Source organism: Pseudomonas cremoris (assembly GCF_014230465.1).
The window spans coordinates 223936-242497 of the sequence record NZ_JAAXCY010000003.1; the positions used below are offsets into that span (position 1 = coordinate 223936).

Genomic DNA, 18562 nt, shown 5'->3' on the forward strand with positions numbered 1-18562 from the left:
TTTTGGCACTTAGTTTTACGCTGGGGGCCTATTGGTCCTATGAACCCTAGTGTCTGGAGGCTACGAATGAATACCCGTGGATTGCTCGATCAATTGCTCAAGTCTGGCCAGGACATGCTGCAGAACAAGAGTGGCGGCCAACGTAAACAGGAGGACAAAGGCGCCCTGGGCGGATTGCTCGGCGGTAGCGGACTGGGCAGCCTGCTGGGCGGCGCGGGCGGCGGCGCCTTGGCAGCGGGTGCGATGGGCTTGCTGCTCGGTAACAAGAAAGCCCGAAAATTCGGCGGCAAGGCCCTGACCTACGGCGGTTTGGCAGCGTTGGGCGTCATTGCCTACAAGGCCTACGGCAATTGGCAGGCACAACAGGCGAATGCGCCAAAAGGTGAGCCGCAAACCATCGACCGTCTGCCGGCGGCACAGGTTGAGCAACACAGCCAAGCCATCCTCAAGGCGCTGGTCGCCGCCGCCAAGGCTGATGGCCACGTAGACGAGCGCGAGCGCACGCTGATCGAAGGCGAATTCACCAAGCTGGACAACGATCGTGAGCTGCAAAGCTGGCTGCACGCGGAACTGAACAAGCCCCTGGACCCGGCCGACGTGGCGCGGGCGGCGAGCACTCCGGAAATGGCGGCCGAAATGTACATCGCCAGTGTGATGCTGGTGGATGAGGAGAACTTCATGGAGAAAGCCTACCTCGACGAACTGGCGCGCCAGCTCAAGCTTGAACCTGGTTTAAAGGTCGAGTTGGAAAAACAGGTGCGCCTGAATACCCACTAAATGCATGCGCAATCTTGTAGTGAGTGGGCTTGCCCGCGCTGGGGGGCAAAGCCGCCCCAAAACCAGGCACCTCGGTTTTCCTGAAACACTGCAGCGTTTCGTCTAGGGCGGCTTCGCCCCCCAGCGCGGGACAAGCCCGCTCACTACAATTGAGCTGTGATCATGTCTCAATCGCGGTGTTTCAGCCCTTTTACAGGTGGCCGAATCACCGCCATCTGCCGCAACCCCCTTCCTACATTTGCATTCTGTGATCCCTACATCAAAACCCATTGATTAATGAGGGCTTCTGCTCAGCTATACTCCCCGGCATTTGATCGGCCCTTCGAGGAATTACTGTGAAGAACTGGACCTTGCGCCAACGGATCTTGGCAAGCTTTGCGGTCATTATCGCCATCATGCTGTTAATGGTTGTGGTCTCCTATTCACGGTTGCTGAAGATCGAAAACAGCGAGGAAGCCGTCCGCGACGATGCCGTGCCAGGTGTTTACCTCAGTTCGATGATCCGCAGCGCGTGGGTCGACAGCTACCTGCAAACCCTCGAAATGCTTGGCCTGCGCGACGACAAGGGCTTGAGCGATACCGACAAGGCCGACTTCAAATCCTATGAAGCGCGGATCCAGACGCAGATGGCCAGCTATCAGAAAACCATCAACGGTCGGGAAGATCAGGCCGAGTTCGATAAATTCGAAACCCTGCACCAGGCCTACAACAAGAGCCTGGCCGTTGTGCTTGATAGCCTGCAGCGCAATGACTTGGACGCCGCCCGCAAAGAGTTCAATACCAACCTGACGCCCGCCTGGACGGCTGGGCGCATGAAGCTCAATGACATCATCACCGAAAACAAGAGCGTTGCCGACCAAGCGACCAATGCCATTGATAACGCGGTGTCTGCCGCGAAAGTCAGCATGTTCGTGTCGTTAGTACTGGCCATTCTGGCCGCCGGCCTGTGCGGTTTGCTGTTGATGCGCGCGATCATGGCGCCGATGCAACGCATCGTCGACATCCTTGAAACCATGCGCGACGGCGACTTGAGCAAGCGCCTGAACCTGGAGCGCAAGGACGAATTCAACGCGGTGGAAACCGGCTTCAACGACATGATGACCGAGCTCACGGCCCTGGTGTCCCAGGCCCAGCGTTCGTCGGTGCAGGTCACCACCTCGGTCACCGAGATCGCCGCCACCTCCAAGCAACAACAGGCCACCGCCACCGAAACGGCGGCGACGACCACCGAAATCGGTGCCACTTCCCGCGAGATCGCCGCCACGTCCAAGGACCTGGTCCGCACCATGACCGAAGTGTCGACTGCTGCCGACCAGGCATCGGTGGCCGCCGGTTCCGGACAGCAAGGCCTGGCGCGCATGGAAGAAACCATGCACTCGGTCATGGGTGCCGCCGACCTGGTGAACGCCAAGCTGGCGATCCTCAATGAGAAAGCCGGCAACATCAACCAGGTGGTGGTGACCATCGTCAAGGTCGCCGACCAGACCAACCTGCTGTCGCTCAACGCGGCCATCGAGGCCGAGAAAGCCGGCGAATACGGGCGCGGTTTTGCTGTGGTCGCCACCGAAGTGCGCCGCTTGGCTGACCAGACTGCCGTGGCCACCTATGACATCGAGCAGATGGTGCGCGAGATTCAGTCGGCGGTGTCCGCTGGCGTGATGGGCATGGACAAGTTCTCCGAGGAAGTGCGCCGGGGCATGTCCGAAGTGCAGCAAGTGGGCGAGCAGCTGTCGCAGATCATCCACCAGGTACAGGCCCTGGCACCGCGCGTGTTGATGGTCAACGAAGGCATGCAGGCCCAGGCCACCGGTGCCGAGCAGATCAACCATGCACTGGTGCAACTGGGCGACGCCAGCAGCCAGACCGTCGAGTCACTGCGCCAGGCCAGCTTTGCCATTGATGAGCTGAGCCAGGTTGCGGTCGGTCTGCGCAGCGGCGTGTCGCGTTTCAAAGTCTGATGAGCGACCTCGCGGCTAAACGCGGCGCCGTCCCGGCAGCGAAAAAGGCGTTGTTCCTGGTGTTTTGCATCGGCAGCGAACGCTATGCCCTCAAGGCCACCGAAGTGGCTGAGGTGCTACCGCGCCTGCCGCTCAAGCCGATCGCCCATGCGCCGTTGTGGGTGGCCGGTATCTTTGCCCATCGCGGGGCGCTGGTGCCGGTCATCGACCTGAGCGCCCTGACCTTCGGTGTGCCGGCCCAGGCCCGTACCAGTACGCGGCTGGTGCTGGTCAATTACCAACCAGAGCCGTGGCACGAAGCACGTTGGCTGGGACTGATCCTTGAACAAGCCACCGATACCCTGCGTTGCGACCCGGCCGAGTTTCAGCCCTACGGCCTGGACAACCGCCAGGCGCCGTACCTGGGGCCGGTGCGTGAGGATGCCCAAGGCCTGATGCAATGGATCGGCGTGAACGACCTGCTGACCGATGACGTGCGTGCCGTGTTGTTTTCAGCCGAGTTGAGCGTATGAGCAACGATCCTCGTTTCTTCGCCTTCTTGAAGGAGCGCATCGGCCTGGACGTGGCCTCGGTGGGCGAGGCGATCATCGAACGCGCGGTGCGCCAACGCACCCAGGCGACGCACGCGCAGACAGCGGGCGAATACTGGCAGCACCTGCAAAGCTCCCAGGATGAGCAGCAAGCGCTGATCGAAGCGGTGATCGTCCCCGAGACCTGGTTTTTTCGATACCCCGAATCCTTTGCAACGCTGGCGCGCCTGGCCAAGGCACGCCTGGCCGAGATCAAGCAGATGCGTGCGCTGCGCATCCTCAGCCTGCCGTGTTCCACCGGCGAAGAACCCTATTCGATAGCGATGGCCTTGCTGGATGCTGGCCTGGCGCCGCATCAATTCAAGGTGTTGGGCCTGGATGTCAGCCCGCTGTCGGTGGAGCGCGCGCGGCGCGGGGTGTACGGCAAGAACTCGTTCCGGGGTGGCGATATCGGCTTTCGGGACCGGCACTTCACCGAATACGGCGACGGTTACCACATCGCTGACCGCGTGCGCGAGCAGGTGCGGCTGCAAGTCGGCAACCTGCTTGATCCGACGCTGCTGGCCAATGAGCCGAGCTACGACTTTGTGTTTTGCCGCAACCTGCTGATCTACTTCGACCAGCCGACCCAGAAGCAAGTGTTCGATGTGCTCAAGGGCCTGACCCACGTCGACGGCGTGCTGTTTATCGGCCCGGCCGAAGGCAGCCTGTTGGGGCGTCATGGCATGCGCTCGATTGGCGTACCGCAGTCCTTTGCGTTCAGCCGGCATGCCGAGCCGGTCAAGCCCGAGCCGGTGTTCGCGCCGATTCCCGCGCCCCCGCCACCTCGCACTGCGGCGACGCTGCCCGTGCGGCCGCGACCGTTCAGTACGGCTAACACTCAGGTGGTACCGATCAAGACGCCGCCATCCGATGCGAATACCTTGCTCAGCCGCATCGCCACACTCGCCAATGAGGGCAAAAGCGCTGAAGCGCGTGCTGCCTGTGAACAATATTTGAATAACCACCCGCCAGCCGCGCAGGTCTTCTACTGGCTGGGGCTGCTCAGCGATGTGTCCGGCAGCGCCCTGGAGGCCCAGGGTTTCTACCGCAAAGCCCTGTATCTGGAACCGCAGCACCCGCAGGCCTTGATGCACCTGGCCGCGTTGCTCGAATCCCAAGGTGACACGGCGGGGGCGCGCCGTTTGCAGGCCCGTGCCGCACGTAGCGAGCGAGCTGACAGTGAGTCCAAACGATGAGTAGCCCACACGTGCTCGACACCGCAGGCCTGGACCTGACCCTGGCCGACACCCAAGCCATCGACGACTGCTGGAACCGGATCGGTATCCACGGCGACAAATCCTGCCCGCTGTTGGCAGACCATATCCACTGCCGCAACTGCTCGGTGTATTCCGCCGCCGCCACGCGCCTGCTGGACCGCTATGCCTTGCAGCAGGACGACCACCGTCCGCAGGCCACCGTTGAAGTCGGTGAAGACGTGGTCACCCGTTCGTTGCTGATGTTCCGCCTCGGCGAAGAATGGCTGGGCATTGCCACCCGTTGCCTGGTGGAAGTGGCGCCGCTGCAACCGATCCACTCCCTGCCGCACCAACGTTCTCGCGCCTTGCTTGGCGTGGCCAATGTGCGCGGCGCGCTGGTGGCGTGCCTGTCGCTGGTGGAGCTGCTGGGCCTGGACGCTACCAACAATGGCGCCACGGGCGGGCGCATCATGCCGCGCATGCTGATCATTGCCGCCCAGGATGGCCCGGTGGTGGTGCCGGTGGATGAAGTCGACGGGATCCACGCCATCGATGAGCGTACCTTGAAGGCCGCATCGGCCTCCGGCACCCAGGCCAGCGCGCGCTACACCCAGGGTGTATTGCAGTGGAAAGGCCGCAGCCTGCGTTGGTTGGACGAGGCGCAATTGTTGTCCGCCGTGACCCGGAGCCTCACATGACCCCCGACCAGATGCGCGATGCCTCGCTGCTGGAACTGTTCAGCCTGGAAGCCGATGCGCAAACCCAGGTACTGAGCGCAGGCTTGCTGGCGCTGGAGCGCAACCCGACCCAAGCCGATCAGCTTGAAGCCTGCATGCGCGCCGCGCATTCCTTGAAGGGCGCGGCACGTATCGTAGGGGTGGACGCTGGGGTCAGCGTGTCCCATGTGATGGAAGATTGCCTGGTCAGCGCCCAGGAAAGCCGGCTGTACCTGCAACCTGAACATATTGATGCACTGCTGCAAGGCACCGACCTGCTGATGCGCATTGCCACCCCCGGCAATGACGTGGGGCCGGCAGATATCGAAGCCTATGTGGCGTTGATGGAACGCTTGCTCGATCCGTCTCAGGCACCGGTCGTTAACATGACACCGCCGCCTCCAGTGCCTGAGCCGGCACCTGCACCTGCACTCATCGTTGAAGAACTGCCGCCTGAGCCCGAGCCCGCGCCGCCCGTTGCCGCCGAGCCAGTGCGCCAAAACAAGCGCATGACCGAAGGTGGTGAGCGCGTGCTGCGGGTTACCGCCGAGCGCTTGAACAGCCTGTTGGACCTGTCCAGTAAATCCCTGGTGGAAACCCAGCGGCTCAAGCCCTACCTGGCCAGCCTGCAGCGCTTGAAACGCATGCAAAGCCAGAGCGTGCGTGCCCTGGACGCCCTGGACGGTCAGCTCAAGACCCTGGACTTGAACCTCGAAGCCCAGGAAGCCCTGGCCGATACCCGTCGCCTGCTCAGTGAAGCACAGGCTCTGTTGGCGGAAAAAACCGCCGAGCTGGACGAATTCGGCTGGCAAGCCGGGCAGCGCGCCCAAGTGCTCTACGACACGGCGCTAGCCTGCCGCATGCGCCCGTTTGCCGATGTGTTGGCCGGGCAGGTGCGCATGGTGCGTGACTTGGGTCGTAGCCTGGGTAAACAAGTGCGCCTGGAGATCGAGGGCGAAAAGACCCAGGTTGACCGCGACGTGCTGGAGAAGCTCGAAGCGCCGCTCACCCACTTACTGCGCAACGCCGTCGACCACGGCATTGAAATGCCCGAGCAACGCGTATTGGCGGGCAAGCCTGCCGAGGGCTTGATCCGCCTGCGCGCCTCCCATCAAGCCGGTTTGCTGGTGCTGGAGCTGAGTGACGATGGTAACGGCGTCGACCTCGAGCGCCTGCGCGGCACCATTGTCGATCGACACCTGTCGCCGCTGGAAACCGCGCTGCGGTTGAGTGAAGAAGAACTGCTGACGTTCTTGTTTTTGCCGGGTTTCAGCCTGCGGGACAAGGTCACCGAAGTGTCCGGGCGCGGCGTCGGCCTGGATGCAGTGCAACATATGGTGCGCCAACTGCGCGGTGCGGTGGTGCTGGAGCAAACGGCGGGGCAGGGCAGTCGCTTCCACTTGGAAGTGCCATTGACCCTGTCGGTAGTACGCAGCCTGGTGGTGGAGGTCGGCGAAGAGGCCTATGCGTTCCCACTGGCCCACATCGAACGCATGTGCGATTTGGCGCCGGACGATATCGTGCAACTGGAAGGCCGTCAGCATTTCTGGCACGAGGGCCGGCATGTCGGCCTGGTCGCCGCCAGCCAATTGTTGCAGCGCCCGCCGGGGCAGAGTAATGAAGAGACCTTGAAGGTCGTGGTGATCCGCGAGCGCGATGCGGTGTATGGGATTGCCGTGGAGCGCTTTATCGGCGAACGCACCCTGGTCGTCTTGCCGCTGGATGATCGGCTGGGCAAGGTCCAGGACATATCCGCCGGTGCCTTGCTCGATGATGGCTCGGTAGTATTGATCGTTGATGTGGAAGACATGCTGCGTTCGGTGGACAAGCTGCTCAACACCGGCCGCCTGGAACGCATCGCCCGGCGTAGCCAGCAGGCCACCGAAGCACCGCGTAAACGGGTGCTGGTGGTGGATGACTCGCTCACCGTGCGTGAGCTGCAACGCAAATTGTTACTTAATCGTGGTTATGAAGTGGCGGTCGCGGTCGATGGCATGGACGGCTGGAACGCATTGCGTTCCGAGGACTTCGACCTGTTGATCACAGACATTGATATGCCCCGCATGGACGGTATTGAATTGGTCACACTTTTGCGTCGAGACAGTCGCCTGCAATCGCTGCCGGTGATGGTGGTGTCCTACAAGGATCGTGAAGAGGACCGACGCCGTGGACTGGACGCCGGCGCCGACTATTATTTAGCCAAAGCCAGTTTCCACGACGATGCCCTGCTGGACGCCGTGGTGGAGCTGATTGGAGGCGCGCGGGCATGAGGATTGCGATCGTCAATGATATGCCTTTGGCGGTAGAGGCCTTGCGCCGCGCCTTGAGTTTCGAGCCTGCGCATCAAGTGGTCTGGGTGGCCAGCAATGGTCTGGAAGCGGTGCAGCGGTGTGCTGAACTGACCCCGGACCTGATCCTGATGGACTTGATCATGCCGGTGATGGATGGGGTGGAGGCCACTCGCCAGATCATGGCCGAGACGCCGTGTGCCATCGTCATTGTGACCGTCGATCGCCAGGCCAACGTCAGCCGTGTGTTCGAAGCCATGGGCCATGGTGCCCTGGATGTGGTCGACACCCCGCCCCTGGGCGTGGGCAACCCCAAGGACGCGGCGGCGCCGTTGTTGCGCAAGATCCTCAATATTGGCTGGCTGATCGGCCAGCGTGGCAGCCGCGTACGCGCCGAAACCGCGCTTCCGCGCATCACCGGCAAGCGCGAGAGCCTGGTGGCCATTGGCTCTTCGGCGGGTGGTCCGGCCGCGCTGGAAATCCTGCTCAAGGGCTTGCCCCGAGACTTTCCCGCCGCCATTGTGCTGGTGCAGCATGTGGACCAGGTGTTCGCCGCTGGCATGGCCGAGTGGCTGAGCAGCGCCTCGGGCCTGCCGGTGCGCCTGGCCCGCGAAGGCGAACCGCCGCGAAGTGGCGTGGTGCTATTGGCCGGCACCAATCACCACATTCGGTTATTGAAAAATGGCACGCTCGCCTATACCGCAGAGCCAGTGAACGAGATTTACCGGCCCTCGATCGATGTGTTTTTTGAAAGCGTGGCCAGCCACTGGAATGGCGACGCCGTTGGCGTACTGCTGACCGGCATGGGCCGCGACGGGGCCCAGGGCCTTAAATTGCTACGTGAACAAGGTTATTTGACCATCGCCCAGGATCAGCAGAGCTCGGCGGTATATGGCATGCCCAAAGCGGCGGCGGCGATTGACGCTGCTGTTGAAATTCGCCCACTGGATAGAATTGCGCCCCGATTGCTGGAGGTCTTTGCAAAATGATGTTTACCCTCCGCGGTGCTGGCTTGCAGGTAGTAATTCAGGTGACTGCACATGAATGATTTACAGATCGACGACATCAAGACCGACGAAAACGCCGCCATGGTGTTGCTGGTCGACGACCAGGCCATGATTGGCGAAGCCGTGCGACGCGGCCTGGCCCATGAAGAAAATATCGACTTCCATTTTTGCGCCGACCCGCACCAGGCGATCGCCCAGGCCATCCGCATCAAGCCCACGGTGATCCTGCAGGACTTGGTAATGCCCGGCCTTGACGGCCTGACCCTGGTGCGCGAATACCGCAACCACCCGGCCACGCAGAACATCCCGATCATCGTGCTTTCCACCAAGGAAGACCCGCTGATCAAGAGCGCGGCGTTCTCGGCCGGGGCCAACGACTACCTGGTCAAGTTGCCGGACAACATCGAGTTGGTGGCGCGTATCCGCTACCACTCGCGCTCCTACATGACCCTGTTGCAGCGCGATGCCGCCTACCGTGCGCTGCGTGTGAGCCAGCAACAGCTGCTGGACACCAACCTGGTGCTGCAACGGCTGATGAACTCCGATGGCCTTACTGGGCTGTCCAATCGCCGCCACTTCGACGAATACCTGGAACTGGAATGGCGCCGCGCCATGCGTGACCAAACCCAGCTGTCGTTGCTGATGATCGACGTGGACTTCTTCAAGACCTACAACGACAGCTTCGGCCACGTCGAGGGCGACGAAGCCCTGCGCAAAGTCGCCGCCAGCATTCGCGAAGCCAGCAGCCGCCCTTCGGACCTGCCGGCGCGCTACGGCGGTGAAGAGTTTGCGTTGGTGCTGCCCAATACGTCGCCAGGGGGGGCACGCCTGGTGGCCGAGAAGCTGCGCATGGCCGTCGCGGGCCTTAAAATCCCGCACATCGCCCCGGCCGAAGGCGCCAGCCTGACCATCAGCATCGGGTTGTCGACCATGACGCCGCAGCAGGGTACGGATTGTCGGCAACTGATATTGGCGGCGGATAAGGGGTTGTATACGGCCAAGCATAATGGGCGCAATCAGGTGGGTATCGAGTAACCACACGTTAACGCAGAGCAAAATGTGGGAGCGGGCTTGCTCGCGAAGGCGATGTGTCAGATACATATGAATTGACTGACTCACCGCTTTCGCGAGCAAGCCCGCTCCCACATTGTTCTTTACTGATCATTCGATAGTGTACAAACCCGCCTTTTCGCCAAGCGGGCTGCCGTTCCCCCCCGTTTGCCGTTATACTCGCCGGCTTTCAAAAGTTCGCCAACGAGTGCTGCCCGCCATGGAAATCAACCCGATCCTTAACACCATCAAGGACCTGTCCGAGCGCTCCGAAACTATTCGGGGGTATCTTTGACTACGATCAAAAGCATGAGCGTCTGACCGAAGTCAATCGCGAGCTTGAAGATCCTGCGGTCTGGAACAAACCTGAATACGCCCAGGAACTGGGCCGCGAGCGCGCTGCGCTGGCGCAGATCGTCGATACCCTCGACGAACTGAACACCGGTCTGGCCGATTGCCGCGACCTGCTGGACATGGCCGTCGAAGAGAACGACGAAGGCGCAGTGGGCGATGTCGTCGCCGAGCTGGCCCGTCTCGAGGAAAACCTCGCCAAACTCGAATTCCGTCGCATGTTCAGCCACGAGATGGACCCGAACAACGCCTACCTGGACATCCAGGCTGGTTCCGGCGGCACCGAAGCCCAGGACTGGGCCAACATTCTGCTGCGCATGTACCTGCGCTGGGCGGATAAACGCGGTTTCGACGCGACCATCATGGAGCTGTCGGCCGGTGAAGTCGCTGGTATCAAGGGTGCAACCGTGCACATCAAGGGTGAATACGCGTTTGGTTGGCTGCGTACCGAGATCGGTGTGCACCGTCTGGTGCGTAAAAGCCCGTTCGACTCCGGCAACCGTCGCCACACCTCGTTTTCTGCTGTGTTCGTCTCGCCCGAGATCGACGACAAGGTGGAAATCGAGATCAACCCGGCCGACCTGCGTATCGACACCTACCGCTCCTCCGGTGCCGGTGGTCAGCACGTAAACACCACCGACTCGGCCGTACGTATCACCCACGTACCAACCAACACCGTGGTCAGCTGCCAGAACGAACGTTCCCAGCACGCCAACAAAGACACCGCCATGAAAATGCTGCGGGCCAAGTTGTACGAGCAGGAAATGCAGAAGCGCAACGCCGCTTCCCAGGCGCTGGAAGACACCAAGTCGGATATCGGCTGGGGTCACCAGATCCGTTCTTATGTGCTGGATGCGTCGCGGATCAAGGATCTGCGCACTAACATCGAACGCAGCGACTGCGACAAGGTGCTCGACGGCGATATCGACGAATACCTGGAAGCCAGCCTGAAATCGGGCCTGTAAACCGCCTGCCCGACCCCAAGTCCCCCGCCAATGGCGGGGGCAACAGACCTGTGATGGAAGATTTAAAGACATGAGCGACCAACAACTCGACCCGCAAGCCCTGCAACAGGAAGAAAACTCCCTGATCGCCCTGCGCAAGGAAAAGCTTGCTGCCGAGCGCGCCAAGGGCAATGCCTTCCCCAACGACTTCCGTCGCGAAAACTACTGCGATGCCTTGCAGAAGCAATACGCGGACAAGACCAAGGAAGAACTGGCAGAGGCTGCGATCCCGGTCAAGGTGGCAGGTCGCATCATGCTCAACCGTGGCTCGTTCATGGTGATCCAGGACATGACTGGTCGCATCCAGGTCTACGTCAACCGCAAGACCTTGTCGGAAGAAACCCTGGCCGCGGTAAAAACCTGGGACATGGGCGACATCATTGCCGCCGAAGGTACGCTGGCCCGTTCCGGCAAGGGCGACCTGTACGTTGAAATGACCAACGTACGCCTGCTGACCAAATCCCTGCGCCCGCTGCCGGATAAGCACCACGGCCTGACCGACACCGAGCAGCGCTACCGCCAGCGCTACGTTGACCTGATCGTCAACGAAGACGTGCGCCACACCTTCCGTGTGCGCTCGCAAGTCATCGCCCACATCCGTAGCTTCCTGATGCAGCGTGACTTCCTCGAAGTCGAAACCCCAATGTTGCAGACCATCCCGGGTGGTGCTGCAGCCAAGCCGTTCGAAACCCACCACAACGCGCTGGACATGGAAATGTTCCTGCGTATCGCGCCGGAGTTGTACCTCAAGCGCCTGGTAGTGGGTGGTTTCGAAAAAGTGTTCGAGATCAACCGCAACTTCCGTAACGAAGGCGTTTCGACGCGTCACAACCCAGAATTCACCATGTTGGAGTTCTACCAGGCCTACGCCGACTATGAAGACAACATGGACCTGACCGAAGAACTGTTCCGCGAGCTGGCGCAGCTGGTCCTGGGCAGCACTGACGTGCCGTACGGCGACAAAGTGTTCCACTTCGGCGAGCCGTTCGTGCGTCTGTCGGTGTTCGATTCGATCCTCAAGTACAACCCTGAGTTGACTGCGGACGACCTGACCGACATCGACAAGGCCCGCGCCATCGCCAAGAAAGCCGGCGCCAAGGTGCTGGGCTTCGAAGGCCTGGGCAAATTGCAGGTGATGATTTTCGAAGAGCTGGTGGAGCACAAGCTGGAACAGCCGCACTTCATTACCCAGTACCCGTTCGAAGTGTCTCCGCTGGCCCGTCGCAACGATGACAACCCGAACGTCACCGACCGTTTCGAGCTGTTCATCGGCGGCCGCGAAATCGCCAACGCCTACTCCGAGTTGAACGATGCGGAAGACCAGGCCGAGCGCTTCATGGCCCAGGTGGCCGACAAGGATGCGGGCGACGACGAAGCCATGCACTACGACGCCGACTTCGTCCGTGCCCTGGAATACGGCATGCCGCCAACCGCCGGTGAAGGTATTGGTATCGACCGTCTGGTGATGCTGCTGACCAACTCACCGTCGATTCGCGACGTGATCTTGTTCCCGCACATGCGGCCACAAGCGTAAATCCAGCGAAATCCGAAGCCGCCTTTTATAAGGCGGCTTTTTTATGCGGCGTCTTTAAGCGTCAAGCAAACAGCGCCAGGTTTTGATCTATTCAAGGATGTATGTCGTGAACCGCGTAATCGCTCAGGAAGGCGCCGCCGGCATTGCCGCTGCCGTGGCTGAAAGCGTCCAGTACCAGGGCCGTAAGGCCAGTCGTCGGGGCAGCGAGCAGCGCAGGCAAGACATTCTCGATGCGGCCATGCGCATCGTGGTACGCGAAGGGGTTCGCGCCGTGCGCCACCGGGCGGTGGCCGCCGAAGCCGGGGTGCCGTTGTCGGCCACCACCTACTACTTCAAGGACATCGATGACCTGCTGACCGATACCTTCGCCCAGTACGTCGAACGCAGCGCTGCGTTCATGGGCAAGTTGTGGGTGCGCAACGAAGGCCTGCTGCGCGAGATGGTTGCCTATGGGGATGGCAGCCCGCAGTCACGTTCCCAACTGGCCGATGACATTGCCCGGCTGACCGCCGATTACGTCTTGCGCCAACTGACCAACCGCCGCGAACACCTGATGGCTGAACAGGCCTTCCGCCAGGAAGCCCTGTTGAACCCGCGCCTGGCAGCGCTGGTGCGCTCGCACCAACAGATCCTGTTGCAGGGCACCGGGCAGTTTTTCCAGGTATTGGGCTCTCGCGAGCCGCAACAGGATGCCAAAGTGTTGACGGCGATAATCGGTCGGATGGAATATCAGGGCCTGCTGGGCGGCGCAGAGCCTCTGACCGGTGAAGAGATGCTTGAGATTCTCAAGCGTTACATGCATTTGGTGTTGGCCTCGGTGTAGACGAAGACGGGATTTGCTTTGTGTGGGAGCGGGCTTGCTCGCGAATGTGCAGTGTCAGTCGACACATGTTTGGCTGAACCGCCGCTTTCGCGAGCAAGCCCGCTCCCACATAAAGCGGCTCACCCTATACCATTTGTGGAGTACTTGATGAAAACCTGGCGTGTTCTGGCAATCGTCTTGTCGTTCCTGCTACTGAGCGGTTGCCTGGTAACCTTCAAGGACCCGCTGCCCGCTCATGACGCCGCGCCGCAGGCTTTGCTGGGCCAGTGGTCGAGTAAAAACGCTTGGGGCGAGCCGCTCAACCTGCACATCAGCGCCGCGGGTAATCACCGCTACAAAGCCGTGAGCTACCCTACAGCCAAGCCCGGTCAGCGTGATGAGTACCTGTTTAGCGTGTCGCGCCATGGCAGTCGTTGGTACCTGTCGGCGCCACTGCCGGCCAAACTGGGCGGGCATTACATCCTGGCGGGCTTCGAATTCGACGAAAAACATGAATTGGTGGTCTACACCCTGGACCTGGATCAGATTCACCAGGCCATCGGCCAAAAGGTGTTGAGCGGCAGCAACGTGGAGACCGTCGAAGGCGCGGGTGTGGTGGTCGACAGCCCCATGGACCAGGTATTGGCCTACCTGGATGACCCGGCCAATGCCGATGTGTTCGTTGAAGCCGTGCGCTACCAGCGCACGGGCAAATAACGTTTAAAGAGGAAGCTCCAGGTGGACGATTACCAGCAGACGATACGCACCTTGTCTGATCGCATTGTGCTGGCGCAAACACCGATTCGCGTCCTCGACGCCGTGAAGTGGGATGAGAACATTCGCCAGGGATTCCTCAAGGCCAAGGGCAAGGCAATGCCCGCCGTGAGCCGCGACTATTACCTCAGCCGGCCACTGTCGTTCGACTCCAGCGCAGTGAAGCTGGAGTTCCAGAACATTGAGCGCGACATCACCCGTCGTCTTGGCCAGTTCAGCCCGGTGGGGCAGATCATGCGCCGCATGTGCCGGGAATACCGCATGGTGGTGCGCATGCTCGAAGCACGCGGCACCGAGGACTTCGGCCTGATTTCCCAAGAGCTGTACGGCGCCGCCTCGGACGCGTTCCACGCGGGCGACCCGACCCTGGCTGACCTGGGCCTGATGCTTTCCGACTACCTGAATAACATCGACGGCCGTGGCGACTTGAAAGACGAGGCCAAGACCCTCACTGCCAAGGACGCCGTCGCCCTGCTGCAAACCCGCTTGAACAAGGTGTTTGGCGAAGCCGAAGAAACCATCCGCGTGTTCGAGTCCGACGGTATCGTCGCCGACGCGGCGGCGGGGGCCGACTACATCAAGATCCGCGCCGACGCGATGTTCAACGACCGCGATGTACGTGCCCTGGAAGTGCATGAAGGCCTGGTGCACGTCGGCACCACGCTCAACGGCCAGAACCAGCCGATCTGCACCTTCCTCTCCAAGGGCCCGCCGTCGTCCACCGTGACCCAGGAAGGTTTGGCGATCCTGATGGAGATCATCACGTTCGCCTCCTACCCGAGTCGCCTGCGTAAATTGACCAACCGCACCCGCGCCATCCACATGGTGGAAGAGGGCGCGGACTTCCTGCAGGTGTTCGAGTTCTTCCGCGAGCAAGGTTTTGAAATGGCCGAAAGCTACGGCAACGCCAGCCGCGTATTCCGTGGCTCGGTGCCGACTGGCCTGCCGTTTACCAAGGACCTGTCCTACCTCAAGGGCTTTATCATGGTCTACAACTACATCCAGCTGGCCGTGCGCAAAGGCAAGCTGGAACAAGTGCCGCTGCTGTTCTGCGGCAAGACCACCCTGGAGGACATGCGCACCCTGCGCCAACTGGTGGACGAGGGCCTGGTGGTGCCGCCCAAGTACCTGCCGGAGCAGTTTCGCGACATGAACGCGCTGGCGGCGTGGATGTGTTTCTCCAACTTCCTCAACCACTTGAGCCTGGATCGGATCGAGGCGGATTACTCGAATATCCTCTGACGAAACCGGATCAAAATGTGGGAGCGGGCTTGCTCGCGAATGGTGCCTTTCAGTTAATGCATCAGGTGAATGACACCACGCATTCGCGAGCAAGCCCGCTCCCACATTTGAATCTCTGTGAGTCTAAAAACTCGAACAATAGCGAGGCTTCAACGGATGAGAATCCTCGGCATTCTGTGCCTGCTACTCACTTTGAACGGTTGCAGCTCCCTGCTGTTTTACCCAGAACCTGGCCTGCCGTTCACGCCGCAAAAGGCCCACCTGGCCTACCGTGACGTCACCCTCACTACCGCCGATGGCGTGAAGCTTCACGCCTGGTGGCTGCCGGCCAAGCCCGGCGTGCCGCTCAAAGGCACCGTGCTGCACCTGCATGGCAATGGCGGCAACCTGGCCTGGCACTTGGGCGGCAGTTGGTGGTTGCCGGAGCAAGGCTATCAAGTGCTGCTGCTGGACTATCGCGGTTATGGCCTGTCCGAAGGCAAGCCGTCTTTGCCGGCGGTGTATCAGGATATCGATGCGGCGTTCAACTGGATCGACAAGGCCCCCGAAACCCAGCACCAACCCTTGATCGTCCTTGGCCAAAGCCTCGGCGGCGCACTGGCAGTGCATTACCTGGCGGCGCACCCGGAGCGCCAAGCCCAGCTCAAGGCCTTGGTGCTGGACGGCGTGCCCGCCAGTTATCGTGACGTAGGACAATTCGCCCTGAGCACCTCTTGGTTAACATGGCCGCTCCAGGTGCCCCTGTCGTGGCTGGTGCCGGACGCCGACAGTGCGATCCACGCCATGCCTCAATTAACTGGCGTACCGAAACTGCTGTTCCACAGCCTGGATGACCCGATTGTGCCTGTGGCCAACGCCATCCGCCTGTACCAGGCCGCACCGCCGCCGCGCGTTTTGCAGTTGACCCGTGGTGGGCATGTACAGACGTTTGCCGATAAAACCTGGCAAACCGTGATGCTGCGCTACCTGGACGACCCGCAGCACTTCAATGGCCTGCGCCGCCTGGGCGAAATTCCGAACTACCCCCTTCCTAAAGTTGATTCATCAGAGAGCCCGCAATGAGCGAAGAACGCAACATGATCCCGCTGATCCTCACCGGCATCGGCACCATCATCGGCACCGTCGGCTGCCTGTGGTTCTACGGCTACCTTCACTTTGCCAAGCCTGAAGATGCGTTGCTGCTCAGTGACTTCACCATGCTCAAGACGGTGCCAGGGGAGGATTACAAGATCTCCCTGACCCCGGCCGCGCAAGTGGCGCAGTGTGTCGACGGTGTGTTGGTCATGTTCGATACCGAGCAGAAAGGCCTCAGTGGTGTATTGGTCAACAACAAGAAACAGGCAGTGCGGTGCATGGGGCAGGAAACACCGCAGCTTGAGCAGTAGCGATTTGGCGTACGAAAACATGCTTTGTCCTTGCCGTAATGCGCTGATCCTTTGTCGAATTCTGGTTCAAGTCATGTCAGGGGAGCGTCGCACCGGAACCATCTCGGGTTGAACGCCACAGATTTTGGACTGATCAGCAGCGCTGATCGGACCACGGTGTTTTCCAATTTGGAGTCAACAAGCATGAATATGAGCATTAACCCCCAATTTTCCCAGGGAAGTATCGGCGGCGCCGGTGAGTCTGGTGGCAACCAGAAAGAGATTGAGGCCCTTAAGAAGCAGATCAAAGGCCTGGAAGACCAGATCGCCGCCAAAGGGCAACAAGCTTCGGGCGGCGCTCAAGGTGGCGGTGGCGAAGAAGATCCATTGCAACAACTGCTGAAGATGCTGCAAGAGCAATTGCAGAAGTTAATGGGTGGCCAGGGGGCCGGCGGTGGAGGTGACTCCGCCGGTGGGCAGGGCGGTGGCGGCCAGGTCCAGGCGATCGTGGAGCAATCCAAGATGTCTGTCGGTTTCTGATAAGCGCCGCATAAAAAACCCCGCCATATGGCGGGGTTTCTTTTAGAACAACAGTTGATCAGTTAGCCACGGAAGAGCGTGGTTTGACCGGCTGATTATCGTTGGAAATGGTCACTTCAACACGACGGTTCATGGCACGGCCCGATACGCTGCCATTGTCCGCAACCGGGTATTCCTTGCCGTAACCCTGGGTCACGATGCGCGAAATATCCACACCCTGTTGAGCCAACGCGCGCTGCACGGATGCCGCACGGCGCTCGGACAGGCTCTGGTTGTACGCGTCGGAACCGGTGCTGTCGGTGTAGCCTTCGACGATCACTTTACGATCTGGGTTGTCGCGCAGGAACTGCGCCAGCTTGGTGATGTTCACCAGGCCGCTGGATTTCAGGTCGGACTTGTTGGTGGCAAACAGCACGTCACCAAAGGTCACCAGCGTACCGCGATCAGTCTGCTTGGCATTCAGGCTGTCTTGCAGTTGTTTGATTTGCGCATCGCGTGCTTCGAGCAGAGCGCGGGCGCGTTCGTCACCAGCGTTTTTCAGCTTGGCTTCGGATTCGCGCAGCACGATGGTGTCTTTGGCCACTTCAACGCGCTGGTTGGTCAGGTAGGCCAGTTGGTCGACCTTCTTCTGGTCTTCACGGTCACGGTAGGCCTTGTCTGCCTTGTCCAGCCACTCGCTGGCGTCTTTGGTTTCCAGGGCTGCAACCTTGGTGGCTTGCGGGTTGGCTTGCAGGGCCGAGTAGTTGGTCCGTGCGTTTTCCAGGTTCGCGTTTGGCGGGGTGGAGCAGGCCGCCAGGGCAACGCTCATCGCCAGCAGGGCAGGGATCATCAATTGTTTACGCATAGTCGTGTCGTCCTTTCAATTCGATATCGGGTGCAATGCAATCAGTGGCGGCGGTTTACGGCTGTTTGATAACAGCGGGGCGCATGCCTTCCTGACGCAGCTCCTGAACAGCTTTCTGGGAGTCCTTCACAGCCTGTTCAGCCTTGGCTGCCTGGGATTTGCGCTCTGCAACGCGAGCGTCCCATTCAGCTTGTTCGGCCAGGCGACGGGCCTCGTCGTAGTTCTTGTCGTGCATGGCGATTTCGGCTTGTTTGAGCTTGTCCTGGGCCGACTTCATTTCCACGGCTGCGTACTCGGTACCGCCGGCGCTGACAGCGCTGTTCACCGCAGATTGGGTGACCGCGTACTGCTCGGTCGGAGGGTTGCCGGCGCAACCGGCCAGAACGAAGCTGGTACCGATTGCCAGCGCGGCCAATTTGAGCCCGCGCAGGTGGTTAAACGAGGATTTGGCAGTGCTGGTCTTCATCGTCTTCAACTCCATTGGATAACTCCTGAAATACTTCAAAATCCACCTCAGGATGGCAGCGGCGGCGGGCCTGGCGT

At 60.7% G+C, this 18562-nt stretch carries 18 protein-coding genes; 16 read left to right on the forward strand and 2 right to left on the reverse strand.

The window, feature by feature from the left end; all coding sequences use genetic code 11:
- The first annotated feature begins 66 nt into the window (after nt 1–66).
- The 16 genes from HF257_RS07730 to HF257_RS07805 all read left to right on the forward strand — a co-directional run bounded on the left by HF257_RS07730 (nt 67) and on the right by HF257_RS07805 (nt 17175).
- On the forward strand, nt 67–777 hold the full coding sequence (locus HF257_RS07730; protein WP_185707482.1) for a tellurite resistance TerB family protein: 711 nt from the start codon (nt 67–69) through the stop codon (nt 775–777).
- 335 nt (nt 778–1112) lie between these two features.
- Nucleotides 1113–2735, forward strand: a complete 1623-nt coding sequence (locus tag HF257_RS07735; protein ID WP_185707480.1) for a methyl-accepting chemotaxis protein — start codon at nt 1113–1115, stop codon at nt 2733–2735.
- Complete coding sequence (locus HF257_RS07740) at nt 2735–3247, forward strand: chemotaxis protein CheW (RefSeq protein ID WP_185707478.1); 513 nt, start codon at nt 2735–2737, stop codon at nt 3245–3247. Before HF257_RS07735 ends, HF257_RS07740 begins: the two co-directional genes overlap by 1 nt.
- Complete coding sequence (locus HF257_RS07745; RefSeq protein WP_185707476.1) at nt 3244–4503, forward strand: CheR family methyltransferase; 1260 nt, start codon at nt 3244–3246, stop codon at nt 4501–4503. Before HF257_RS07740 ends, HF257_RS07745 begins: the two co-directional genes overlap by 4 nt.
- On the forward strand, nt 4500–5201 hold the full coding sequence (locus tag HF257_RS07750; protein ID WP_185707474.1) for a chemotaxis protein CheW: 702 nt from the start codon (nt 4500–4502) through the stop codon (nt 5199–5201). Before HF257_RS07745 ends, HF257_RS07750 begins: the two co-directional genes overlap by 4 nt.
- Nucleotides 5198–7489 (forward strand): hybrid sensor histidine kinase/response regulator, encoded by a 2292-nt coding sequence (locus tag HF257_RS07755; RefSeq protein WP_185707472.1) that lies wholly within the window; start codon nt 5198–5200, stop codon nt 7487–7489. The genes HF257_RS07750 and HF257_RS07755 overlap by 4 nt, the downstream gene beginning before the upstream one ends.
- Nucleotides 7486–8496 carry a chemotaxis response regulator protein-glutamate methylesterase gene (gene cheB, locus HF257_RS07760; RefSeq protein ID WP_185707470.1) on the forward strand — a complete coding sequence of 337 codons (1011 nt, stop codon included), beginning with the start codon at nt 7486–7488 and terminating at the stop codon, nt 8494–8496. Before HF257_RS07755 ends, cheB begins: the two co-directional genes overlap by 4 nt.
- 51 nt (nt 8497–8547) lie before the next feature.
- Nucleotides 8548–9549: a response regulator gene (locus tag HF257_RS07765; protein ID WP_185707468.1), complete on the forward strand. Its 1002-nt coding sequence runs from the start codon at nt 8548–8550 to the stop codon at nt 9547–9549.
- Nucleotides 9550–9784: 235 nt separating this feature from the next.
- Nucleotides 9785–10880 (forward strand): peptide chain release factor 2 gene (prfB, locus tag HF257_RS07770; RefSeq protein WP_095943132.1). Its coding sequence is split into 2 segments (ribosomal slippage): nt 9785–9856 and nt 9858–10880, totalling 1095 coding nucleotides; the frame shifts between segments, so codons are not numbered across the junction.
- Nucleotides 10881–10950: 70 nt separating this feature from the next.
- Nucleotides 10951–12453 (forward strand): lysine--tRNA ligase, encoded by a 1503-nt coding sequence (gene lysS / locus HF257_RS07775; protein WP_124526062.1) that lies wholly within the window; start codon nt 10951–10953, stop codon nt 12451–12453.
- 106 nt (nt 12454–12559) lie between these two features.
- The gene (locus HF257_RS07780; RefSeq protein ID WP_185707466.1) at nt 12560–13276 is read left to right on the forward strand and encodes a TetR/AcrR family transcriptional regulator; all 717 of its coding nucleotides are present in this window, start codon (nt 12560–12562) and stop codon (nt 13274–13276) included.
- Nucleotides 13277–13423: 147 nt separating this feature from the next.
- Nucleotides 13424–13972, forward strand: coding sequence for a hypothetical protein (locus HF257_RS07785; RefSeq protein ID WP_185707464.1), 549 nt, complete (start codon nt 13424–13426; stop codon nt 13970–13972).
- A gap of 21 nt (nt 13973–13993) precedes the next feature.
- Nucleotides 13994–15271 carry a flavohemoglobin expression-modulating QEGLA motif protein gene (locus tag HF257_RS07790; RefSeq protein ID WP_185707462.1) on the forward strand — a complete coding sequence of 426 codons (1278 nt, stop codon included), beginning with the start codon at nt 13994–13996 and terminating at the stop codon, nt 15269–15271.
- A gap of 156 nt (nt 15272–15427) precedes the next feature.
- Nucleotides 15428–16333 (forward strand): alpha/beta hydrolase, encoded by a 906-nt coding sequence (locus HF257_RS07795; protein WP_185707459.1) that lies wholly within the window; start codon nt 15428–15430, stop codon nt 16331–16333.
- The gene (locus HF257_RS07800; RefSeq protein ID WP_048720026.1) at nt 16330–16656 is read left to right on the forward strand and encodes a hypothetical protein; all 327 of its coding nucleotides are present in this window, start codon (nt 16330–16332) and stop codon (nt 16654–16656) included. The genes HF257_RS07795 and HF257_RS07800 overlap by 4 nt, the downstream gene beginning before the upstream one ends.
- A 183-nt stretch (nt 16657–16839) precedes the next feature.
- On the forward strand, nt 16840–17175 hold the full coding sequence (locus tag HF257_RS07805) for a FlxA-like family protein (RefSeq protein WP_185707457.1): 336 nt from the start codon (nt 16840–16842) through the stop codon (nt 17173–17175).
- Between the two features lie 58 nt (nt 17176–17233).
- On the opposite strand, the gene HF257_RS07810 is transcribed toward HF257_RS07805, so the two are convergent.
- Together HF257_RS07810 and HF257_RS07815 are read right to left on the reverse strand one after the other, a co-directional pair.
- Nucleotides 17234–18019 carry an OmpA family protein gene (locus HF257_RS07810; RefSeq protein WP_185707455.1) on the reverse strand — a complete coding sequence of 262 codons (786 nt, stop codon included), beginning with the start codon at nt 18017–18019 and terminating at the stop codon, nt 17234–17236.
- 55 nt (nt 18020–18074) lie between these two features.
- Nucleotides 18075–18485, reverse strand: a complete 411-nt coding sequence (locus HF257_RS07815) for a DUF4398 domain-containing protein (protein WP_185707453.1) — start codon at nt 18483–18485, stop codon at nt 18075–18077.
- Between the last annotated feature and the right edge of the window lie 77 nt (nt 18486–18562).